Origin of the sequence: Escherichia sp. KTE96 (assembly GCF_000408525.1) — a bacterium.
GTDB classification, from domain to species: Bacteria; Pseudomonadota; Gammaproteobacteria; order Enterobacterales; family Enterobacteriaceae; genus Escherichia; species Escherichia marmotae.
The window spans coordinates 1,461,285-1,478,388 of the sequence record NZ_KE137149.1 but is presented as its reverse complement, the minus strand read 5'-3'; the positions used below and the strand labels follow the sequence as shown (position 1 = coordinate 1,478,388).

Annotated in this window: 14 protein-coding genes; 3 read left to right on the top strand and 11 right to left on the bottom strand. The window is 50.0% G+C overall.

Annotated features, from left to right (window positions below; translation table 11 throughout):
• Positions 1 to 2 precede the first annotated feature (2 nt).
• The gene (zorA1, locus tag A1WG_RS07475; RefSeq protein ID WP_016242599.1) at positions 3 to 2,558 is read right to left on the bottom strand and encodes a type I Zorya anti-phage system protein ZorA1; all 2,556 of its coding nucleotides are present in this window, start codon (positions 2,556 to 2,558) and stop codon (positions 3 to 5) included.
• Positions 2,559 to 2,969: 411 nt separating this feature from the next.
• On the opposite strand from zorA1, the gene A1WG_RS23555 reads away from it, so the two are divergent.
• Positions 2,970 to 3,110 (top strand): hypothetical protein, encoded by a 141-nt coding sequence (locus A1WG_RS23555; RefSeq protein WP_228029511.1) that lies wholly within the window; start codon positions 2,970 to 2,972, stop codon positions 3,108 to 3,110.
• Positions 3,111 to 3,278: 168 nt separating this feature from the next.
• On the opposite strand, the gene A1WG_RS07480 is transcribed toward A1WG_RS23555, so the two are convergent.
• From A1WG_RS07480 to A1WG_RS07505, 6 genes are all read right to left on the bottom strand, one after another.
• Positions 3,279 to 4,661 carry an amidohydrolase family protein gene (locus tag A1WG_RS07480; RefSeq protein WP_001515825.1) on the bottom strand — a complete coding sequence of 461 codons (1,383 nt, stop codon included), beginning with the start codon at positions 4,659 to 4,661 and terminating at the stop codon, positions 3,279 to 3,281.
• Positions 4,662 to 4,670: 9 nt separating this feature from the next.
• Positions 4,671 to 5,621: a carbamate kinase family protein gene (locus A1WG_RS07485; RefSeq protein ID WP_001515824.1), complete on the bottom strand. Its 951-nt coding sequence runs from the start codon at positions 5,619 to 5,621 to the stop codon at positions 4,671 to 4,673.
• Between the two features lie 142 nt (positions 5,622 to 5,763).
• A complete protein-coding gene (locus tag A1WG_RS07490) occupies positions 5,764 to 7,182 on the bottom strand; it encodes a YlbE family protein (RefSeq protein WP_000083466.1) in 1,419 nt (472 codons plus the stop codon).
• The gene (fdrA, locus tag A1WG_RS07495) at positions 7,182 to 8,729 is read right to left on the bottom strand and encodes an acyl-CoA synthetase FdrA (RefSeq protein WP_001515822.1); all 1,548 of its coding nucleotides are present in this window, start codon (positions 8,727 to 8,729) and stop codon (positions 7,182 to 7,184) included. The genes A1WG_RS07490 and fdrA overlap by 1 nt, the downstream gene beginning before the upstream one ends.
• On the bottom strand, positions 8,719 to 9,582 hold the full coding sequence (locus A1WG_RS07500) for an oxamate carbamoyltransferase subunit AllH family protein (RefSeq protein WP_001515821.1): 864 nt from the start codon (positions 9,580 to 9,582) through the stop codon (positions 8,719 to 8,721). Before A1WG_RS07500 ends, fdrA begins: the two co-directional genes overlap by 11 nt.
• A gap of 39 nt (positions 9,583 to 9,621) precedes the next feature.
• Positions 9,622 to 10,227 carry an ankyrin repeat domain-containing protein gene (locus A1WG_RS07505; RefSeq protein WP_001515820.1) on the bottom strand — a complete coding sequence of 202 codons (606 nt, stop codon included), beginning with the start codon at positions 10,225 to 10,227 and terminating at the stop codon, positions 9,622 to 9,624.
• A gap of 257 nt (positions 10,228 to 10,484) precedes the next feature.
• On the opposite strand from A1WG_RS07505, the gene A1WG_RS07510 reads away from it, so the two are divergent.
• Together A1WG_RS07510 and A1WG_RS07515 are read left to right on the top strand one after the other, a co-directional pair.
• Entirely contained in the window at positions 10,485 to 10,982 is a 498-nt protein-coding gene (locus A1WG_RS07510; protein WP_001515819.1) for a DUF1097 domain-containing protein, read from the top strand.
• Positions 10,983 to 11,073: 91 nt separating this feature from the next.
• The gene (locus tag A1WG_RS07515; RefSeq protein ID WP_001084382.1) at positions 11,074 to 12,006 is read left to right on the top strand and encodes a LysR substrate-binding domain-containing protein; all 933 of its coding nucleotides are present in this window, start codon (positions 11,074 to 11,076) and stop codon (positions 12,004 to 12,006) included.
• 41 nt (positions 12,007 to 12,047) lie between these two features.
• Here A1WG_RS07515 and pdeL read toward each other — a convergent pair whose 3' ends face one another.
• From pdeL to A1WG_RS07535, 4 genes are all read right to left on the bottom strand, one after another.
• Positions 12,048 to 13,136 (bottom strand): DNA-binding transcriptional activator/c-di-GMP phosphodiesterase PdeL, encoded by a 1,089-nt coding sequence (gene pdeL, locus A1WG_RS07520; protein ID WP_001515818.1) that lies wholly within the window; start codon positions 13,134 to 13,136, stop codon positions 12,048 to 12,050.
• Positions 13,137 to 14,131: 995 nt separating this feature from the next.
• Positions 14,132 to 14,827: a LutC/YkgG family protein gene (locus A1WG_RS07525; RefSeq protein ID WP_000370394.1), complete on the bottom strand. Its 696-nt coding sequence runs from the start codon at positions 14,825 to 14,827 to the stop codon at positions 14,132 to 14,134.
• A complete protein-coding gene (locus A1WG_RS07530) occupies positions 14,820 to 16,247 on the bottom strand; it encodes a LutB/LldF family L-lactate oxidation iron-sulfur protein (RefSeq protein ID WP_000023937.1) in 1,428 nt (475 codons plus the stop codon). Before A1WG_RS07530 ends, A1WG_RS07525 begins: the two co-directional genes overlap by 8 nt.
• A gap of 10 nt (positions 16,248 to 16,257) precedes the next feature.
• The gene (locus tag A1WG_RS07535; protein ID WP_001102096.1) at positions 16,258 to 16,977 is read right to left on the bottom strand and encodes a (Fe-S)-binding protein; all 720 of its coding nucleotides are present in this window, start codon (positions 16,975 to 16,977) and stop codon (positions 16,258 to 16,260) included.
• Between the last annotated feature and the right edge of the window lie 127 nt (positions 16,978 to 17,104).

Below are 17,104 nucleotides of genomic sequence, written 5' to 3'. Positions count from 1 at the left end.
CCTTACGCGCGACGATGACGGAGTACCGTTTCCAGCGTATCCACGCTTTCACCGATAATCTCAACCGAAGAACTTAAGGCTCCTGCCGCTTTAGTCAGTTGCGTATCCATCTCCTGTAGTGAACGATTCAGGCCGTTTTCCACCCCGGTCGTAAAGGATTCAAAACTGGTTCCCATCACCTCGGCAATGTTATGCAGAAACTCCTGAGCCTCGCGGTTATATTGTTGCAGGCGTTCGGAATACGCCTTCAGATCGTCAACAAAACGGCTGCGGGATGATTGTTCATCATGGCTACGGTTAATCAGCGTTTCGAGTGCGGTTATGGCATTCGCCACGACTTCACGGGTATTACGATAATCAGCAATCAATGCCCCCAACTCCGCGCTGGCACCGGAAAGCGTGCGCCCTGCCTGTTGCGTGCTATTCAGCACCTCGGCGGTCAATTGATTAGCCTCGGCAACGCGATCGCCCGCAGCTTCAAAGCGGTCGGCGGCCACGCGCATTTTGTCGGCTCCTGTTTGTATCTCTTCCAGATGGCGCGTGGTGTTTTGCGCCATCCGTTGCAGCAACTCGCCAGAGGCTGATTGCTGTTCACGTAGCATCTGCATCAGCGACTCAACCTGACTTTCAAGCTGACCAATGATTCGCTGCGCTTCCTGTTGCAACGCACTCTGCGCTGATTGCTGTTGCTGACTGAGCGACTTCTGACCTTCTTCCAGTTGTCCAAACAGGCTGCCAAGTTGGCTACCCAATTGATCAATACCGCTGGTCATTTTCTCTCGCAGGGCATCCTGGCTGGAATGCATGGTTTGCTGTAACGACGTCATAAACTGTTGTTGTTGCTCGGCCGCCGCCTGCTCACGCGCTTCGCTACGTGCCAGGAGCTGCTGAGTCTCTTCATGCAGCACGCGTTGCCCTTGTTCCTGAGTCTGGCTCATCTGTTTTTGCCCGGACTCTAGTTGGCTGAATACGCCCGCCAGGTTTTGCGTCAGCGCTTCCACCCCTTTGCTCATATTGCCTATCAGCAGATTTTGCGCCTGATTTTGCTGCTGATTAAGTTGCTGCTGGCCATTTTCCAGTTGTGCGAAAAGCGTTGCCATATGACTGCCAAGCGTATCCACAGAAGCCGCCATTTTTTCCATGGTTTCATTTTGCCCTTGCTGAACACTGGACTGGATAGCCTCAATAAAAGCGCGCATCTGTTCCGCCATCGCTTTTTCACGCGCTTCACTGTCGGCAAAGATTTTTTCCAGTTGTTGTGCCATCCGTTCGCCCGCACCCTCACCTTCTGCGCCAATACGGGCAACGGACTCCTGCAAACTACGCAGCATCTCATTCATCCCTGCCTGCATCTCCTGCTGACCGCTTTTCATTTCGCTTAACAGTTGAGAGATCAGTTGCGCGCTGCCCTGACGTGAGTCATCCCCGGCCTGACGCATATCCTGCAACAACGTAGAAAAACCGCTTTGCATCGACTGAATGGCTTCCACAGAACGCCCCATCATCTCCTGCATGGTGGTGAACTGCTGACCAAAGGTGTTATCCATTTTGCTCATAAAGGCAGTCAGGACGTTCTCCAGCATCGACTGCACACGATGGCTCTGATCGCCGGAAGCGGTTTGCACCACACCAGCAATTTTATCCAGCGGATTTTTCAGACTGGTTTCAATAGCGCCACTGACCTGTTCAGCAAACTGTTGGCCTGACTCGCGATATGTCGTTGATAATGTCTCTGCCAGCTTTTGATTTTCCCGCATCTGGCTATCTACCAGGTTTTGCAGCATTTCACGCAGGTCAGTGACCAGACCATCCTTAAGTTGCCTCGCATGGGTGGTGTTTTCTTTAGTACTGGAAAGAAGTTGCGAAAGGTAATCTTCACCGACGCCGCCTTCAAAAAGCTGGTCAATGCTGGCGGTAAGGAGTTCAAGATTTTTATAACATTGCGCCAGTCGCCATTTTTCAAACATGGTGACCAGAATAGAGAACGTAATAGCAAATGCCGAACCTAAAAACGCATACAGAACGTCGCGTAAAAGGTTAGCGACACTGGCGCTGACCTGCTCTGGCGTGCTGGGGTCAAAATGGTGCAAACCAATCATCAGCCCCGAAAAGGTGCCGATAATCCCAATTCCGGTCAGGATGCCAGGGAGATGTTTAAACGCTTCTGTATAGAGAGGAATTTCGACTAATAACGGTTCCGTAAACCATGCTGACGACGGAGCCGTTGAGCGGATGGCGCTAATTTTTTTTTGCCCGCTGTTTTCATCAAACTCAAACTGGCGATGTAGAGACTCTTTAAATTCGCTCCAGGGGTGCGCAAAAAATTTATCAGAGAATAACGCGTCTAATTTTTCGAGTTGTTGTGCCGGTTTTTCATTGCCAAGTAGCCGAATTGCTTTCGCTTTTTGTTTAAAGCGTGCTGAAACCCTAAATGAAGGAATAGCGTAACGGACAATGAAACCCAACAACAAAACCCCAACCACAATAGCGACATAAATCGGCACATTTTCTGGATTAACAGAGGTTAACGTGTCGAGGAACGAAGTCAGCGAAAACATCTAAATACCTTGAGTGAAGGAAAAGAAATTTGCAGGGCAGAACATCACCAGCAAGGAAAAAAACCGCCCGCTCATTATAGGAAAAGTCTCGATTTTTACATCTACAAAACGTTATATATCTCATAAAAACATTGATCAAACACATGCGTAAGAAATTTAAATCGCTTGATGGGAATAATTCACAGAATTTATGCTTTTTGACACAAAGATTGTGGATTTTATTTTTTGCCGCCGGGCTTACGGATGAAACTTTTTCATGGAGTGCGCGGCTTCTAATAACGTCCAGTCACTATTCAACGAGACAATTAAATGAGTGAGATTGACATTAAGGGCGATGAAACGCTGGTTGCTCTGCTACTGAACGCCGACAAAAACGAATACCACCAACGCCAATAAATTCATTTTGCGAAAATGGCACAACAATCGCTTAATGCCGCAAAAGTCGCAATTAAGGACGCCCGTCAGGCGTTCGGCCAATTCCAGCAAAATATGCTGGATAAGCCGTTACAGACCAGCCGCATGTTGATGGAAATGAAGATGGTAAACCGGTGAAGTATTATGCGTTGCCGAATGCTTAAGGCGACTCGTAAGATTTGCTGTGTGGTTAGTGGAACCACACACTATTTCTCATGTTCAGGAGAGTCAAAGCCAACAAAGCCATATTCAGGCGCCCCCATCCCTGGGGTTACTGCTCGCCGTTACAAACGCGTCAAATGCACATCACCCTGTCACACTCCCCCATACCAGTTGTCCTTTATGGAACGTCGCCGTGCGCGGCGAGATACGCGCCACCGCCTCGGCGGAACAGGAGGCATCCACCAGCACAAAACTGGCGTCATCCTGCGCTTTTGGCCAGACGCGCTCGCCTTTTTCATTCAGCGGCAAAACGTCACCAGTGGCTAAAAACAGCGAACGGGACAGGTTTTGTTCGTTAGGGCGAATATAAAGCTGCGCGTACAAATTGGCTTTCTCCAGCATGTCGCCCAGGCCGTAAGGCGACCAGTGATCAATAACGCTGTCGGTGCCGGTCATCACTTTTACGCCCTTGTCGTGTAGCTGCTTGAGCGGCATATGCAACGTGCCAATCGGCACCGTCGAGGCGATAGAAATTTGCTGCGCCGCCATCCGGTGCGCCAGTTCATCTACCTGTTGCTCGTTGAGCATGGCCAGCGCAAAGGCGTGGCTGATGGTCAGCTTGCCTTTTAGTTGCGGCGTTTTCTCTACCGTTTCAACCATATAATTGATGGCCGCCACGCCCGCCGGAGTGGTTTCGTGCAGGTGAATATCGACGCCTTTGTCATAGTCCAGCGCAATCTGGAACATGGTGTCGAGAGATTTTTCCATCGCACCATCAACACTGGTCGGGTCCAGGCCGCCGACGTAATGCGCGCCTGCCTGCATCGCTTCGCGCATTAAGGGTTCCGATTTCGACAGCAGCAAACCGTGCTGCGGGAAGGCGACAATTTCACACTCGAAGCCCGCCTGACGTCGTGCCAGCACCGCCTGCAAATTTTGCAGATTTTTCAGGCCGGAAACCGGTTCGATATTGCAGTGGCTGCGGGCAATGGTGGTGCCTTTCGACTGCAATAAATCGATCAGTTTTTCCGCCCGCTCCTGAGTGTACGGTTGCAGCTCCGGCAGCATTTTCTGCTCGAGCTTGATCATGTCCTGGATGGTGGTGCCTGCCGGGCGATTGAGTGAACGCCACGGCCCGCCGTAAAAGGTTTTGTCGAGATGAATATGCATGTCGCGGGTGGTGGGCAACATCAACTTACCGCCAGCGTCATAGTGCGGCAGCGTGGCGTCCGGATGCTGCTTGTTCTCGCGCAGCGCAACAATTTTGCCGTCCTGAATCTCCACGGTCTGGCGCGCCGTGCGGGTCTGCACCGCCACGCCGTTTTCGTAGTCAAAACCGTTTTCCAGCAGCACGTTGTCGAGATAGTAATGCGGGTCAGTGATTTTCATGGTGTTGTTCGCTTCGCAGTGGATTGTGTCAGAGGCTGCCGCATGGGCAAGCGGCACAGACGTACCAAACAGCGCGGCGGCGGTGACCATCTTACCGCTCTGGCTCAGAAACTCACGGCGGCTATTGCTTTCTTTCATCTTACGTCCTTACGTTTTAATAATATGAGTGCCCGTTTCACCGCGCAGCGCCGCGGGCAGGCATTCCGGCGTGGTGATAATCACTTCTTTGCCGCCCTGTTCCAGGAACGTCAGGCTGGCGATGATTTTTGGCAACATGCTGCCGGGCGGGAAATGCCCTTCCTGCATATAACGGGTCATAGTGGCAATATCTACGCGATCCAGCGCCTGCTGCTGCGGTTTGCCAAAGTGGATACACACTTTTTCCACACCGGTGGTGATCACCAGAATGTCGGCGTGAATTTCACGCGCCAGTAGCGCGGTAGAGAGATCTTTGTCGATAACCGCGTCCACGCTTTGGTAATCCCCCGCTTCGCTGCGTACCACCGGAATGCCGCCGCCGCCCGCGCCAATCACCACAAAGCCCTGTTGGATCAGCGCTTTAATAGCAGGTGCTTCGACAATACGTTTCGGTTCCGGCGAGGCGACAACGCGGCGATAGCCCCGTCCGGCATCTTCTACAAAACGCCAGTCAGGGTTTGCCTTTTGTAATGTGTCACGCTGGGTTTCACTGAAGAATGCGCCAATAGGTTTGGTGGGATGAGCAAAACCCGGATCGTTTTTATCCACTTCCACCTGAGTCACCACGGTGACGGCTTTTTTCTCGCCGTGGCGGGCAAGCCGGTTATTCAGCGCCTGTTGGATCAGGTAGCCAATGCCGCCTTGCGTATCTGCCACACAGTTCGCCAGCGGCGTTAGGGGCAGCCCTTCTCGCTCATGGGCAATCTCCGCGCGGCGTAAATCCAGACCGACCTGCGGCCCATTGCCGTGGGTCAGCACAATGTCGTAATCGGAAGCCAGCATTTCCAGCACCGTATCGGCGACGGCTTTCACCGCCTCCGCCTGATGCTCAATCGACTGGCTGGCGTTATCTTTGATAATGCTGTTGCCACCAATGGCAACGACCACAAGTTCTTTCATGTTGTTATGTCCGCTACAGAGGGTGATGGGGTTATGACCAACGCCAGACTGCCTGATGCGCTACGCTTATCAGGCCTACAATTCTCGTGCCATTCGCAGGCCGGATAAGGCGTTCTCGCCGCATCCGGCATAAACATGTAAGTCAAACGCCGTAACGTTCACACCAGCCAAGAATGGCTTTCTCGAAGCAGGCGAATGGTGGATGCACAATGCCCGCGCCAATCATGCCGACGCCTGCATCTTTATGAGCGATGGCGGTGTTGATCACCGGCAGAATGCCGCTGCTACCCACACGGGTGATGTCGATAGCCGATGGCACGCCCATAAAACCCAGCAGCGGAATGGTGACGTTAGGGTTTTCACCGAGGGTGATTTCACGCATCTGACGGGAGAAATCTATAGCCTCTTCCACCGTGCCGCCCACCAGCGCGACGATTGCAGGTGCGGTCGCCATAGCAAATCCACCAATGCCATAAGTTTCGGTAATAGCACTGTCTCCAATATCCAGCCCCGAATCTTCCGGCTTATAACCGGCAAACATCGGCCCGATGACCTGCTGCGCCGGGCCGGTAAACCATTGCCCCGGTAATCCGCTGACCCGCAGGCCGAACTCGACGCCGTTACGCGCCATCGTGGTCACTACGGTGCTGTATTCAATGCCGTGCGCCGCATCCATCGCCGCTTTACACATTGCCATCCACGTCGGGCCGGAGAAATAATCGCTGCTGGCAACAAACTCAAACACTTCGCGCTGTTGCTCCACGGAATAACCTGCCTGAATAATCCCCGGCGTCAGCGCCTGAATCAGCAGCGTCGTCCCGGCGTTATTACGGTTATGGCATTCATCGCCCATATGCAGCGCCTGCGCCAGCATTAAGCGCAGATCAATCTCGCCGATAATTTTCATCGCGTCGCGCAGCATTGGCCCCTGCACATCACGCATCCAGTTGAGGCGGTCAATCACGCTCTGGTCGTTAGCGCCCATACGCAAAATCTTCGCCATCTGCTCGCTCATGTTGGTGTAAGCGATGTTGCCGTAGGTTTTGTTTTTCACGATGTGCATAAACATCGAGGCCGAGGTAACGCCCGCCATCGATCCCACACAGTCGTGTTCGTGGCACGGCGAGAAAGTGATCTCCCCGGAAGCCGCCAGTTCAGCCGCCTCATCGAGATCTTTCGCCAGCCCTTCAAACACCAGCGCACCGGTGACCGCACCTTTCATCGCGCCGCACATTTTTTCCCAGGTAACCGGCGGCCCGGCGTGAAGAATGGTTTTCGCCGTCATGCCCGGCACCACGTTAATCGCCTGATCAAAACCAATCAGCACCGGATGCGACTGGGTAATCCGCTCCAGCGCCTGCTGGTTAGCGGCAGCGATTTTGTCCGCCAGCGGCGAATCAGCAATGTTGTCCAGCGCCTGTACCACCTGCATATTGCCCTGTCCCGGCGGCGTCCAGTCTAGTTGGGTCACTTCTACATGCTGCTTTTTCAGATCATCGCTAAACATGGCGATGCCGACGTTAATAACGTTCAACGGTTGGCTAAATAGTGACTGGCTCATCAGGCTTCCTCCCCTTTGCAGATAAATTCACGCGCCAGCAATCCGGTATTGGTGCTGCTGCTGGCCAGAATTACCCCGGCATCAAGCAGCATCTGGCTTTGTTGTGCTAACGATGGCGTATCAAGATCGGTGCCCAGTACATAGGCGAGAATGATCAACTCACGGCCTTCGGCTGCGGCGATCGCTTTCGCTTCTTTGATCGCATCGAGGGTGGAGCCGACCGGATCTTCATGCGATCCAAATCCGAGCACGAAATCCATCACGATCACCGCCACTTCTGGATCGCGCGCTTCTTCGATCAAGCGGCTGATACGGTTGGTCGGGTCAATCATCGGGTGCGGCTTGCCGTTGGTGAAGTCGTCATCGCCAAAGTCGAGGAAGGTGTGTTTGATGCTGCGGTTGATATCTTGCAGGCGGAATTCCGGATCGGGCTGGATGTTGCTATAAACATCGCCATGTTTTTCCATCACCGCGAACATGGTTTCGTCACACAGCGTGCCGCCGCAGAACAGTCCACGAATGTATTTCTGTTGTGGTTGCAGACGCGCACGGACATCAGCAATCAACGGCTGGTTCAAGGTATGCAGATCGAGATGTTCTTGTTTCACGCCGGAGAGCATTACCGCTTTCAGCGCCGCCTCTTTGCTGCCGCGGGCAAACTGTAGCCCCTGCTCATCCACTGGTGTTTCACCACGACCGAGGAAGCAAACCACCACCGGCTTGCGGCAGGCGCGCGCACGTTCCAGCACTTTACGAGCCACCGCAGGCGCAGGCGGTTTGGAGATCAGCGCGATGATTTCAGTTTGCGGATCGTTTTCCAGCATTCCGATGGCATCGAGCATCATCAGACCGCCAATTTTCTCGCTCAGGTCGCGCCCACCGGTGCCGATCAGTTGCGAAACGCCGCCGCCAAATTCATGGATACGGACGCTCAGTTCCTGGCTGCCGGTGCCGGATGCACCAACAATACCGATGTTGCCGCGACGCACGGCGTTACCAAAACAGAGCGCCGCGCCGTTGATAATCGCCGTGCCGCAGTCCGGCCCCATCATCAACAGCCCTTTTTCGTGAGCGAGTTGCTTGAGCGCCAGTTCATCTTCAACTGAGACGTTATCGGAGAACAGCATCACGTTGAGGTCGTTTTGCAGCGCCTGACGCGCTTCGCGCGCGGCAAACAGGCCATTGACAGAAATCACTGCCAGGTTACTTTCCGGGATATGCTTTTTGGCGCTGGCAAGGGTGGCGTAACGCGCCTCATGCGAGCCGCTTTGCGCTTTGCTGTTGAACAGTTCTTCAATCTCCGCCAGCAACTGCTCGTTGTCTGCGTCTGGTTTGCCGTTGATGACAATCATCAGGTCGCCGTTTTTGGCCTGTTCCAGCTCCGGCGTCAGCAGCCCTAAATTTTTCAACACGCCTTTGTTCATTTCGGTCGCCATCGCCACAAATGCCTGCTCGACGCCGTCGAGTTTATTTGCGCGCGTGGAGATGGACATCAGCGAGACAGAATCAAAATAGGTATTCGGTTTAATGACTATTTTAACTGACATAATTCCCTCCGTAGGTTTGGCTCAGCGCACAACCATCGGCCATGCCATACAGCATGTCGCAGCCGGAACTGGAGCCAATATGTTTAATCTTTTCTATTGCCTGAGTTGAGTTCCCAGGGACGCTATAAATAATGTCGTAAATAAAATAATGAATATTTTCCCGACAACGTTGTTGCAATGCCGCTTCTAACGTTATGGCACTTAATAACGTAGTGTTATTTCTGCCGCATTGCAGGCCGCGATAAAATTCCCCTTTGTATTTTTCTGCCGGATGTCCGGAAATAAATAAAACAAGCGCCAGACCTGTTAAATAATCATCGGCTGAAGGTGTCAGCCCAATCCCTAACCCCATCATGTTAGCGACCGCTGATGCGATATTTTGTTTATCGCTTAACGCCTGAATTACACGACGTCTTTTAATCTGTAATTCTTTATTTAACGCCTGATAAAACGGATTATCACCGCAATAATTAAACAGGGTTTCATTTTCCCCCAGATGCTGATGAATAATGTCGTGCCACTGTTGCCAGGCGATAAAGTGGAAATTCTCAGTGGTCAATTGCAGTGCTGGAGACAGCCAACGCTGGCAACGACGCTTATCTATATGAATATGTTGACCAACCGTAATCCCGTGATCGTCAAACTGAACCTTATCGCCATGACGGAACAGACCATCAAAGTGAGTGAGTGCCAACCGACAACTGTTTGGCGCATTGTCGTACTCTTCACAAAGTAGCGTCAGCAACTGTTGGTGAGCCGGGAGTGCAATGTTTACCGCTCTGGCAAAGACCTGTTCAACCTGACCTTCTCCCCGCTGCGCCAGAAAATCCGCATCCGCAGTTAGCGCCCACACACACCGTCTTTCTGGTGTGTCGATAGCAAGCCTCCCGGTTTATGCGCCTGCGGCAATCAGCAACTGCGCAATCTCTTCAAAACCGCGTTCCCGCGCCAGTTCCAGCGGTGTTTTGCCATATTTATCAGTCAGATGCGGGCTGGCACCGTGTTCCAGTAATAACTGGACAATCGCCTGTTGTTTAATCCCGCCATCATTAAGCACAATCGCTTCCAGTAGCGGCGTCCAGCCAACATGATTGGTCTGGTTGACGTTAATATCCGTATGCGTCAAAAGCTCTTTCACAATACTTAAATGGCCTTTTTCACAGGCTGGCGTCAGGCCGACACCGCCAAAACGGGTGACGCAATTAAGATCGGGTTTAGCCGGTAAAATAATTCGTAGCAGCGTTAAATCATCGTTCAGGCAACTCATTAAAAAAGGATTTAAGCAGGTATGGTCTTGTTTGTTAATATCTGCACCGGCATCAATTAACGCCTGCACACATGCATATTGCTGATATAAACTTGCCAGCGTAATTGCCGTTTTCCCCTGGCGATCGCAGGTATTAATATCGACACCCAGCGCAAGGCAGGTTTTTACTTTATCAATATCACCTTGTAGGGCAGCCAATAAATAGTCGGCAGGTAGATTTTTTATACTCATTCACATTCCCCTGGTTTTTGTGGCTGTTTTCGATGAATTGAGAATAGCAACGAAACTCAACCAAAAGAACCCGCTTAAATTTAATTCGCTGTATTCCGTCTTTTTGTTGAATGATGCTCAACAATCTTTTAGCAGTGTGCGCCAGTGCAATATTTATCTTTTTCTCCCCATACCCTTTCACTCAATCAGGTTTTATTTCTCTATAGTCTGCATATGTATTAACAGCTTCCGTCCACGTCTAACCAGAGGAGAACAAGATGAACGGACTCACTGCAACGGGTATTACCGTCGGTATTTGTGCAGGGCTTTGGCAGTTAGTGTCTTCACATGTCGGGCTTTCTCAAGGATGGGATTTATTAGGAACAACAGGCTTCGTCGCCTTTTGCAGTTTTTATGCCGCAGGCGGCGGTAAATCGGGGTTTATCAAGAGTCTGGCAGTCAATTATTCCGGGATGGTGTGGGCATTTTTCGCTGCACTGGCTTCCGGCTGGCTGGCCTCTGTGAGTGGGCTTTCCGGATTCTGGGCAAGCGTGATTACCACCATTCCCTTCTCGGCGGTGGTGGTCTGGCAAGGGCGTTTCTGGTTACTGTCATTCATTCCCGGTGGATTTCTTGGCATGACGCTGTTTTTTGCCAGCGGGATGAACTGGACAGTAACGCTACTGGGTTTTCTGGCGGGTAATTGCGTGGGGATAATTTCAGAATATAGCGGACAAAAATTAAGCGAAGCGACAACCAAAAGCGGCGGGTGTTAAAAGTTATTCAAAAATGATTATCTATCTTTAATAGATACCTCTACAGTCATGGCTGGAGAAATTCATATTAGAAAATGGCGGGAATGGTTTAATGAACTCAATTTTTACCGAAGAAAATCTGCTGGCGTTTACTACCGCTGCACGTTTTGGCAGCTTCAGTAAAGCCGCAGAAGAGTTGGGTTTAACGACTTCCGCCATTAGCTACACCATCAAGCGAATGGAAACGGGGTTAGATGTGGTGCTGTTTACCCGCAACACCCGCAGCATTGAGCTAACGGAATCCGGGCGCTATTTTTTCCGCAAGGCCACCGACCTGCTGAATGATTTTCACGCTATTAAACGCAGTATCGATACTATTTCGCAAGGCATAGAAGCGCGGGTACGCATTTGTATTAATCAGCTACTTTATACACCCAAACACACCGCACGCTTATTGCAGGTACTGAAAAAGCAATTTCCCACCTGCCAGATTACCGTCACCACCGAAGTGTATAACGGTGTCTGGGACGCGATTATCAATAACCAGGCGAATATCGCCATTGGCGCGCCCGATACGCTACTGGACGGTGGCGGTATTGATTACACCGAGATTGGTGCGATTCGCTGGGCCTTTGCCATCGCCCCGGCTCATCCGTTAGCCTTCATGCCGGAGCCAATCGCTGAAAGTCAGTTACGTCTCTATCCCAATATCATGGTGGAAGACACCGCACATACGATTAATAAAAAAGTGGGCTGGTTGCTACACGGTCAGGAATCGATTCTGGTGCCAGATTTCAACACCAAATGTCAGTGCCAGATTCTGGGCGAAGGGATTGGTTTTTTGCCGGATTACATGGTTCGCGAAGCGATGGCGCAATCACTGCTGGTTACCCGCCAAATTCATAACCCGCGCCAGGATTCGCGCATGTTACTGGCAACCCAGCACTCCGCAACGGGTCAGGTGACGCAGTGGATTAAAAAACAATTTGCGCCAAATGGCATATTAACAAGGATCTATCAGGATTTACTGCATCGGGAGAATTAATACCCGGCACTCTCCCGATGCACTCTGAACTGCGGCTTATATCAACCACCCGCTTTCATTACCCATTCAGAGATAAATTTATCACCCGATACTGGCGGGGAGAACAAATAGCCCTGCAAAAAGTGAACGCCTTTGCCGATCATTAAATCCGCCTGCTCCTGAGTTTCAACCCCTTCCGCCACAATATTAAGACCAGGCTTACGTGCCAGTTCGACAATATTATCCACAATATGGCCGGAGATTTCGTCCACACTGGCCATTTGCACAAACGACTTATCGATCTTAATAAAATCGACCGGAAACGCCTGCAAGTAACGATAGGTCGCATAACCAGTACCAAAATCGTCCAGAGCAAATGTGATGTTATGGCGATGCAGGCTGTCAAAAATCGCTCTGGCTTCTGGCGTTACCGGAATTGGGTTACGTTCCGTCAACTCGAGAACCAGTTTGATTTTATCGTTGCCTAATTTCTTAACCAGGTTCAGACACTCCTTTTCAAACCCGGATGCCAGGAAACAACCCGCGGACACGTTAATACCAATATGGAAATTATCCGGCAGCAAATGTTTTACTGGTGCCAGAATATCCGCGGTTTGTTTCATCAACTGACGGGTCATTATCACAATCAAGCCGGATGATTCCGCCAGAGGAATAAACTGATCCGGAGGAATAATTCCCGTTTGCGGATGCTCCCAGCGAACCAGCACTTCACAGCCAGTCAGTACCCCTGTCTGTGCGCAGAAAACAGGTTGGATCCACGGTTTGAATTCATGGTTTTCCAGCGCCAGACTGATTGCCTCAGGTGTGACAATATGGTGATAGTGGTTGTCAGAGATATATCTGTGACTGTTATTACCACTGGCGGATATGATCTCCGGATTGTACTGGAAGAAAATATCGCGCCAGAAAGTAATATCGCTTTGGATCCCCAGTTTCTCAAAGAGCTGTTTCTTTTGATGTGAAATTGTCTTTGCGCTGCGATTTCTATATTGTGATATTTCTGTAACCGACATCCCCTGCATCAGCAGCTTGAGTAGCAGTCGCTCTTTCTCGGATACGTTACCGGGCAATGACAAATGAACCGTTGTACCGAACTCTTGCAGAAAAACACGAAAATCACATGAATCCATGAACACACCTTTTATCTTTTATCGCTGTTCAGTATGAGTTACTACTGGTGGATTCCCGAGCACGCATAAGGGGTAACCATAAACATCAACAATGCCGTATCGATAACAACAAACATCACTATCAATCAGTTTATCGTTACCTCTAATGTTTGCTCAATAATGTTTACGCTAAATACCTCAGAAATGTAATCACAAGTGAATCTCAGTAGATAATAACGCAAGTTTAATATTAAAAGCCAACAATCTCAGTCACGCATTTGGGGTACTATAGAAGTAGTTCGACTATTTCTATATTTATAATTTACCACTAAGTACTGACCTTCATTCACGAGCGAAGGCGCATTATATGAATTTAACAATCCAAATCAACTTAAAATATCCCAACTGATATGAACATGGCGTCAACATCCGATTACAAAATGAGTAAAGATGTGTCTTAAACACACAAATTATTCATACTATGCACATAGTTTCATAGCATCAATTTTAAGGCTGAATCCATTCAGCTTATATTGAAATATTAATAAGAGATTAAGAATAAATAATATTTAAAACATCCAATAAAATATCATACACAGACAATTAAACCTTAATTAACATGTAGTTACAATAATTCTGACGCATTAACTCCACACGCCTTGCATGAATAAGACCCCAATTCGAATATGTAATTACAATTACCTCAAATAAGAATAAACTTATTGAACAATGGTTTCGACCCGGTGGTGATTTTGGGCATCAATGTTTCTTTTTATGTTTTTATTATTCACTGTCTGGCAGACCATCAGTCTAAACTAATGGCTTCGCTGTATAGATATAACCTCTGCGAGAGGATACACGATTATCTACAACGGTGATGATGCGCTAAAGGTATAAGAAAGTGCGCCATATACAGGACATGGCGCAGACTTGTGTCCCACTGTGTAAATCGGTAATAGCGGTATAGTCGCTGTCTTTCTTGCTACTGAATAGCAGAATGGCTATCAATATTTCTCTCAGCAATCCTCAATAATCAGGTATACCGCTTTCACCGGGCCATGAACTCCAACGACTTTGATAAGCTCAATGTCCGCTGTTGAACTGGGGCCACTGATGATGTTAATGCAGGATGGCATACGTTCACCGGCCTGCGCTTTCTGATGCAATTTTTCTGCAAGTTGTGCCACTCGCGGCAAGATGGTGCTTTTACGCAGAATAAAAATAGAGGACTCCGGTAGCAGGCTCAACGAACGCCCGCGCTCGGCAGCGGAAAAAAGTACCACGCCTCCCGACTCTGTTAAGCCATATTCAGCATACACAACGCCAACTTTCGCCTGCTCCGCCTGAGAGATATTCTCTACACCTTTCGCCGGGTCCCAAACAATGGCATTGCATTCCTGCTGTAAACGTTCGCTGATCCCCAGTTCCTCCAGTCGCGAGTCACCGCTAATCACAACAGACTGATCTCCCAACTCTTTACACAGGCGTAATGCGGCTTCTGCAGCCTGCGCCTCGCTGGTCAGTTCACAACGCGTCAACATGACATCGCTGGCAAACTGGATGAACGCATCACAGCGCTGCTGCTGATTCAGTTCAGTAAGCCGCTCGTTAGCATAGTTGTTAAGCGGCACATCTTCTGCTTGCGGTTCGAGTCGCAACGGGCGACCCAGAGCCTGAGCAATGTTGTTCAAAAATTCGCTACGATTATCCATTCTTTTTCTCCTGCGCCTGATGTTTCTTAAACCAGCTACGGAAACTCTCGCCGTCAGCTTCAGGAAGATCGCGTGCTTCCATCCAGTCACTAATCGCGCCAATCCTGAGCGGTGTTTTGCCGCCATTGATAAACCAGCTCGCCGCATGAGCGCCTGCCATCATTCCGACTTTCCACAATCCCGGATGACTATTGGCATAAGCGAACATTTTTATCGCTCGTTGCTCTGCTTTTGCTGTGATCCCTTTTTCAGCCATCACCCGACGATGACGCAAAATCAGTTTCGACAGAGGAATACGTACCGGACAAACGCTGTCACAGGCTGTACATAAAGAACAGGCGTAGGGGAGATCTTTAAAATCTTTATAGCCGCCAAGCAGTGGCGAAATCACTGCGCCGATTGGCCCTGGGTAAATAGAACCATATCCGTGGCCGCCAATATGGCGATATGCCGGACAAGTATTCATACAGGCCCCGCAGCGAATACAACGCAGCACATCCCGAAATTCAGAGGCCAGCACCTCAGAGCGCCCGTTGTCGACAATAACCAGATGAAACTCTTCAGGGCCATCAACGTGTCCGGCTTCGCGCGGCCCTGTCAGCCAGGTGTTGTATCCCGTCAAACGCGCGCCAACAGCACTGCGCGCCAGCATGGTAATCAATACATCAACCTCGGCAAAAGTGGGGGCAATACGCTCCATCCCCATTACCGCAATGTGCGTTTTAGGTAACGTGGTACACATCCGCGCATTGCCTTCATTGGTCACCAGGCATACCGAACCCGTCTCTGCCACCGCGAAATTACAGCCGGTAATACCGATTTCAGCACTGAGGAAATCTTCGCGGATTTTTTGCCGGATGAATAAGGTCATTGCTTCAGGCGTTTCCGGGCCGTCATAGCCCAGGCATTCATGTAGCACCCGGCGGATCTGGTGGCGATCTTTATGGATAGCCGGAACCACGACATGAGATGGCGGATCTTGATCCAACTGGAGAATATATTCACCCAAATCAGTTTCAATCACCTGAATGCCCGCATCCTGCAACACATGGTTGACACCAATCTCTTCGGTCACCATTGATTTGGACTTCACCACCTTCCGCGCGTTTTTACGTTGGGCAACCTGTAAAATATAGCGGGTAGCGTCTTCTTTGGTTTTTGCGAAATAGACGTGGCCGCCGTTTTGCGTCACTTTTTCTGAGAGCTGGTACAGATAAGCGTCAAGATTACTCAGAACATGATCACGAATCTGGGCGGCACGATCACGCCACTCCTCCCAGTGCCCTAATTCATCAACCATTTTTTGCCGATTTGCACCAATACGCTGCTGCGCGTTTGCCACCGCTTTGCGCATGATCGGATCTTCAATTTGCTGACGGATGCGTGTTTTAAATTCTGTATTACTGGTTTTGATCGACATCTTTATATCCTCAGCGACTCATCAGCACTTCAGCAATATGCATCACTTTGACTTTCTGCCCTTCCCGTTGTAACCGCCCACTAATGTTCAGCAGGCAACTCACGTCAGCACCAATGAGATACTCAGGACGAACCTCCATCAGATGTGAAACCTTTTCTTTCACCATCTCGCCGGATATTTCGGCCATTTTGACCGAGAATGTGCCGCCAAATCCGCAGCAGGTGTCCTGTTCGGCAAAGGGCAACAACTCCAGCCCGCGCACATTTTTCAGGAGCGTAAGTGGCTCATCCTTCACCCCCAACTTACGGGCCAGACTGCAAGACGGGTGATACACAGCCCTCCCTTGCAAGCTGGCTCCTACATCAACTACCCCTAATTTATTAACAATAAAAGAGGTGAGATCCTGCATACGCGCAGCGACCTTTTCGGCACGTAATGCCCATTCAGGCTCCTCAGCCAGATAGGTCGGGTAACTTTTTACGGCATAGGTGCAGGAACCGGCAGGAGAAATAATGGGATCGTCGTTTTCCTCCAGTGCGGCGATCAGATTTTTCATCCCTGGAATCGCTTCTTTGATATAACCACTATTGATCGCTGGCTGACCGCAGCATCCCTGTTTCTCCGGGAAATTTACGTGACAGCCGAGTTTTTCCAGTAGCAACACGGAGTCTCGTGCCATCCTTGATTTCAGTGCATCACCAATACAGGTAACAAAGAAATTTACATTCACAACCAATACTCCATTACTTCATTTCTGTTTATGCCCGATGGCAACCACCCCTTATGGGTTATCAATCATCAACAAAAATAGGGGCTCTTTTTTAATCAGGTAGCAAAATACAATTTCAAACTCATTT

Bases quoted from the DNA above. Each gene is read 5' to 3' on its own strand.
- zorA1 (WP_016242599.1), bottom strand. From the start codon at position 2,558: ATGTTTTCGCTGACTTCGTTCCTCGACACGTTAACCTCTGTTAATCCA.
- A1WG_RS23555 (WP_228029511.1), top strand. From the start codon at position 2,970: ATGGCACAACAATCGCTTAATGCCGCAAAAGTCGCAATTAAGGACGCC.
- A1WG_RS07480 (WP_001515825.1), bottom strand. From the start codon at position 4,661: ATGAAAGAAAGCAATAGCCGCCGTGAGTTTCTGAGCCAGAGCGGTAAG.
- A1WG_RS07485 (WP_001515824.1), bottom strand. From the start codon at position 5,621: ATGAAAGAACTTGTGGTCGTTGCCATTGGTGGCAACAGCATTATCAAA.
- A1WG_RS07490 (WP_000083466.1), bottom strand. From the start codon at position 7,182: ATGAGCCAGTCACTATTTAGCCAACCGTTGAACGTTATTAACGTCGGC.
- fdrA (WP_001515822.1), bottom strand. From the start codon at position 8,729: ATGTCAGTTAAAATAGTCATTAAACCGAATACCTATTTTGATTCTGTC.
- A1WG_RS07505 (WP_001515820.1), bottom strand. From the start codon at position 10,227: ATGAGTATAAAAAATCTACCTGCCGACTATTTATTGGCTGCCCTACAA.
- A1WG_RS07510 (WP_001515819.1), top strand. From the start codon at position 10,485: ATGAACGGACTCACTGCAACGGGTATTACCGTCGGTATTTGTGCAGGG.
- A1WG_RS07515 (WP_001084382.1), top strand. From the start codon at position 11,074: ATGAACTCAATTTTTACCGAAGAAAATCTGCTGGCGTTTACTACCGCT.
- pdeL (WP_001515818.1), bottom strand. From the start codon at position 13,136: ATGGATTCATGTGATTTTCGTGTTTTTCTGCAAGAGTTCGGTACAACG.
- A1WG_RS07525 (WP_000370394.1), bottom strand. From the start codon at position 14,827: ATGGATAATCGTAGCGAATTTTTGAACAACATTGCTCAGGCTCTGGGT.
- A1WG_RS07530 (WP_000023937.1), bottom strand. From the start codon at position 16,247: ATGTCGATCAAAACCAGTAATACAGAATTTAAAACACGCATCCGTCAG.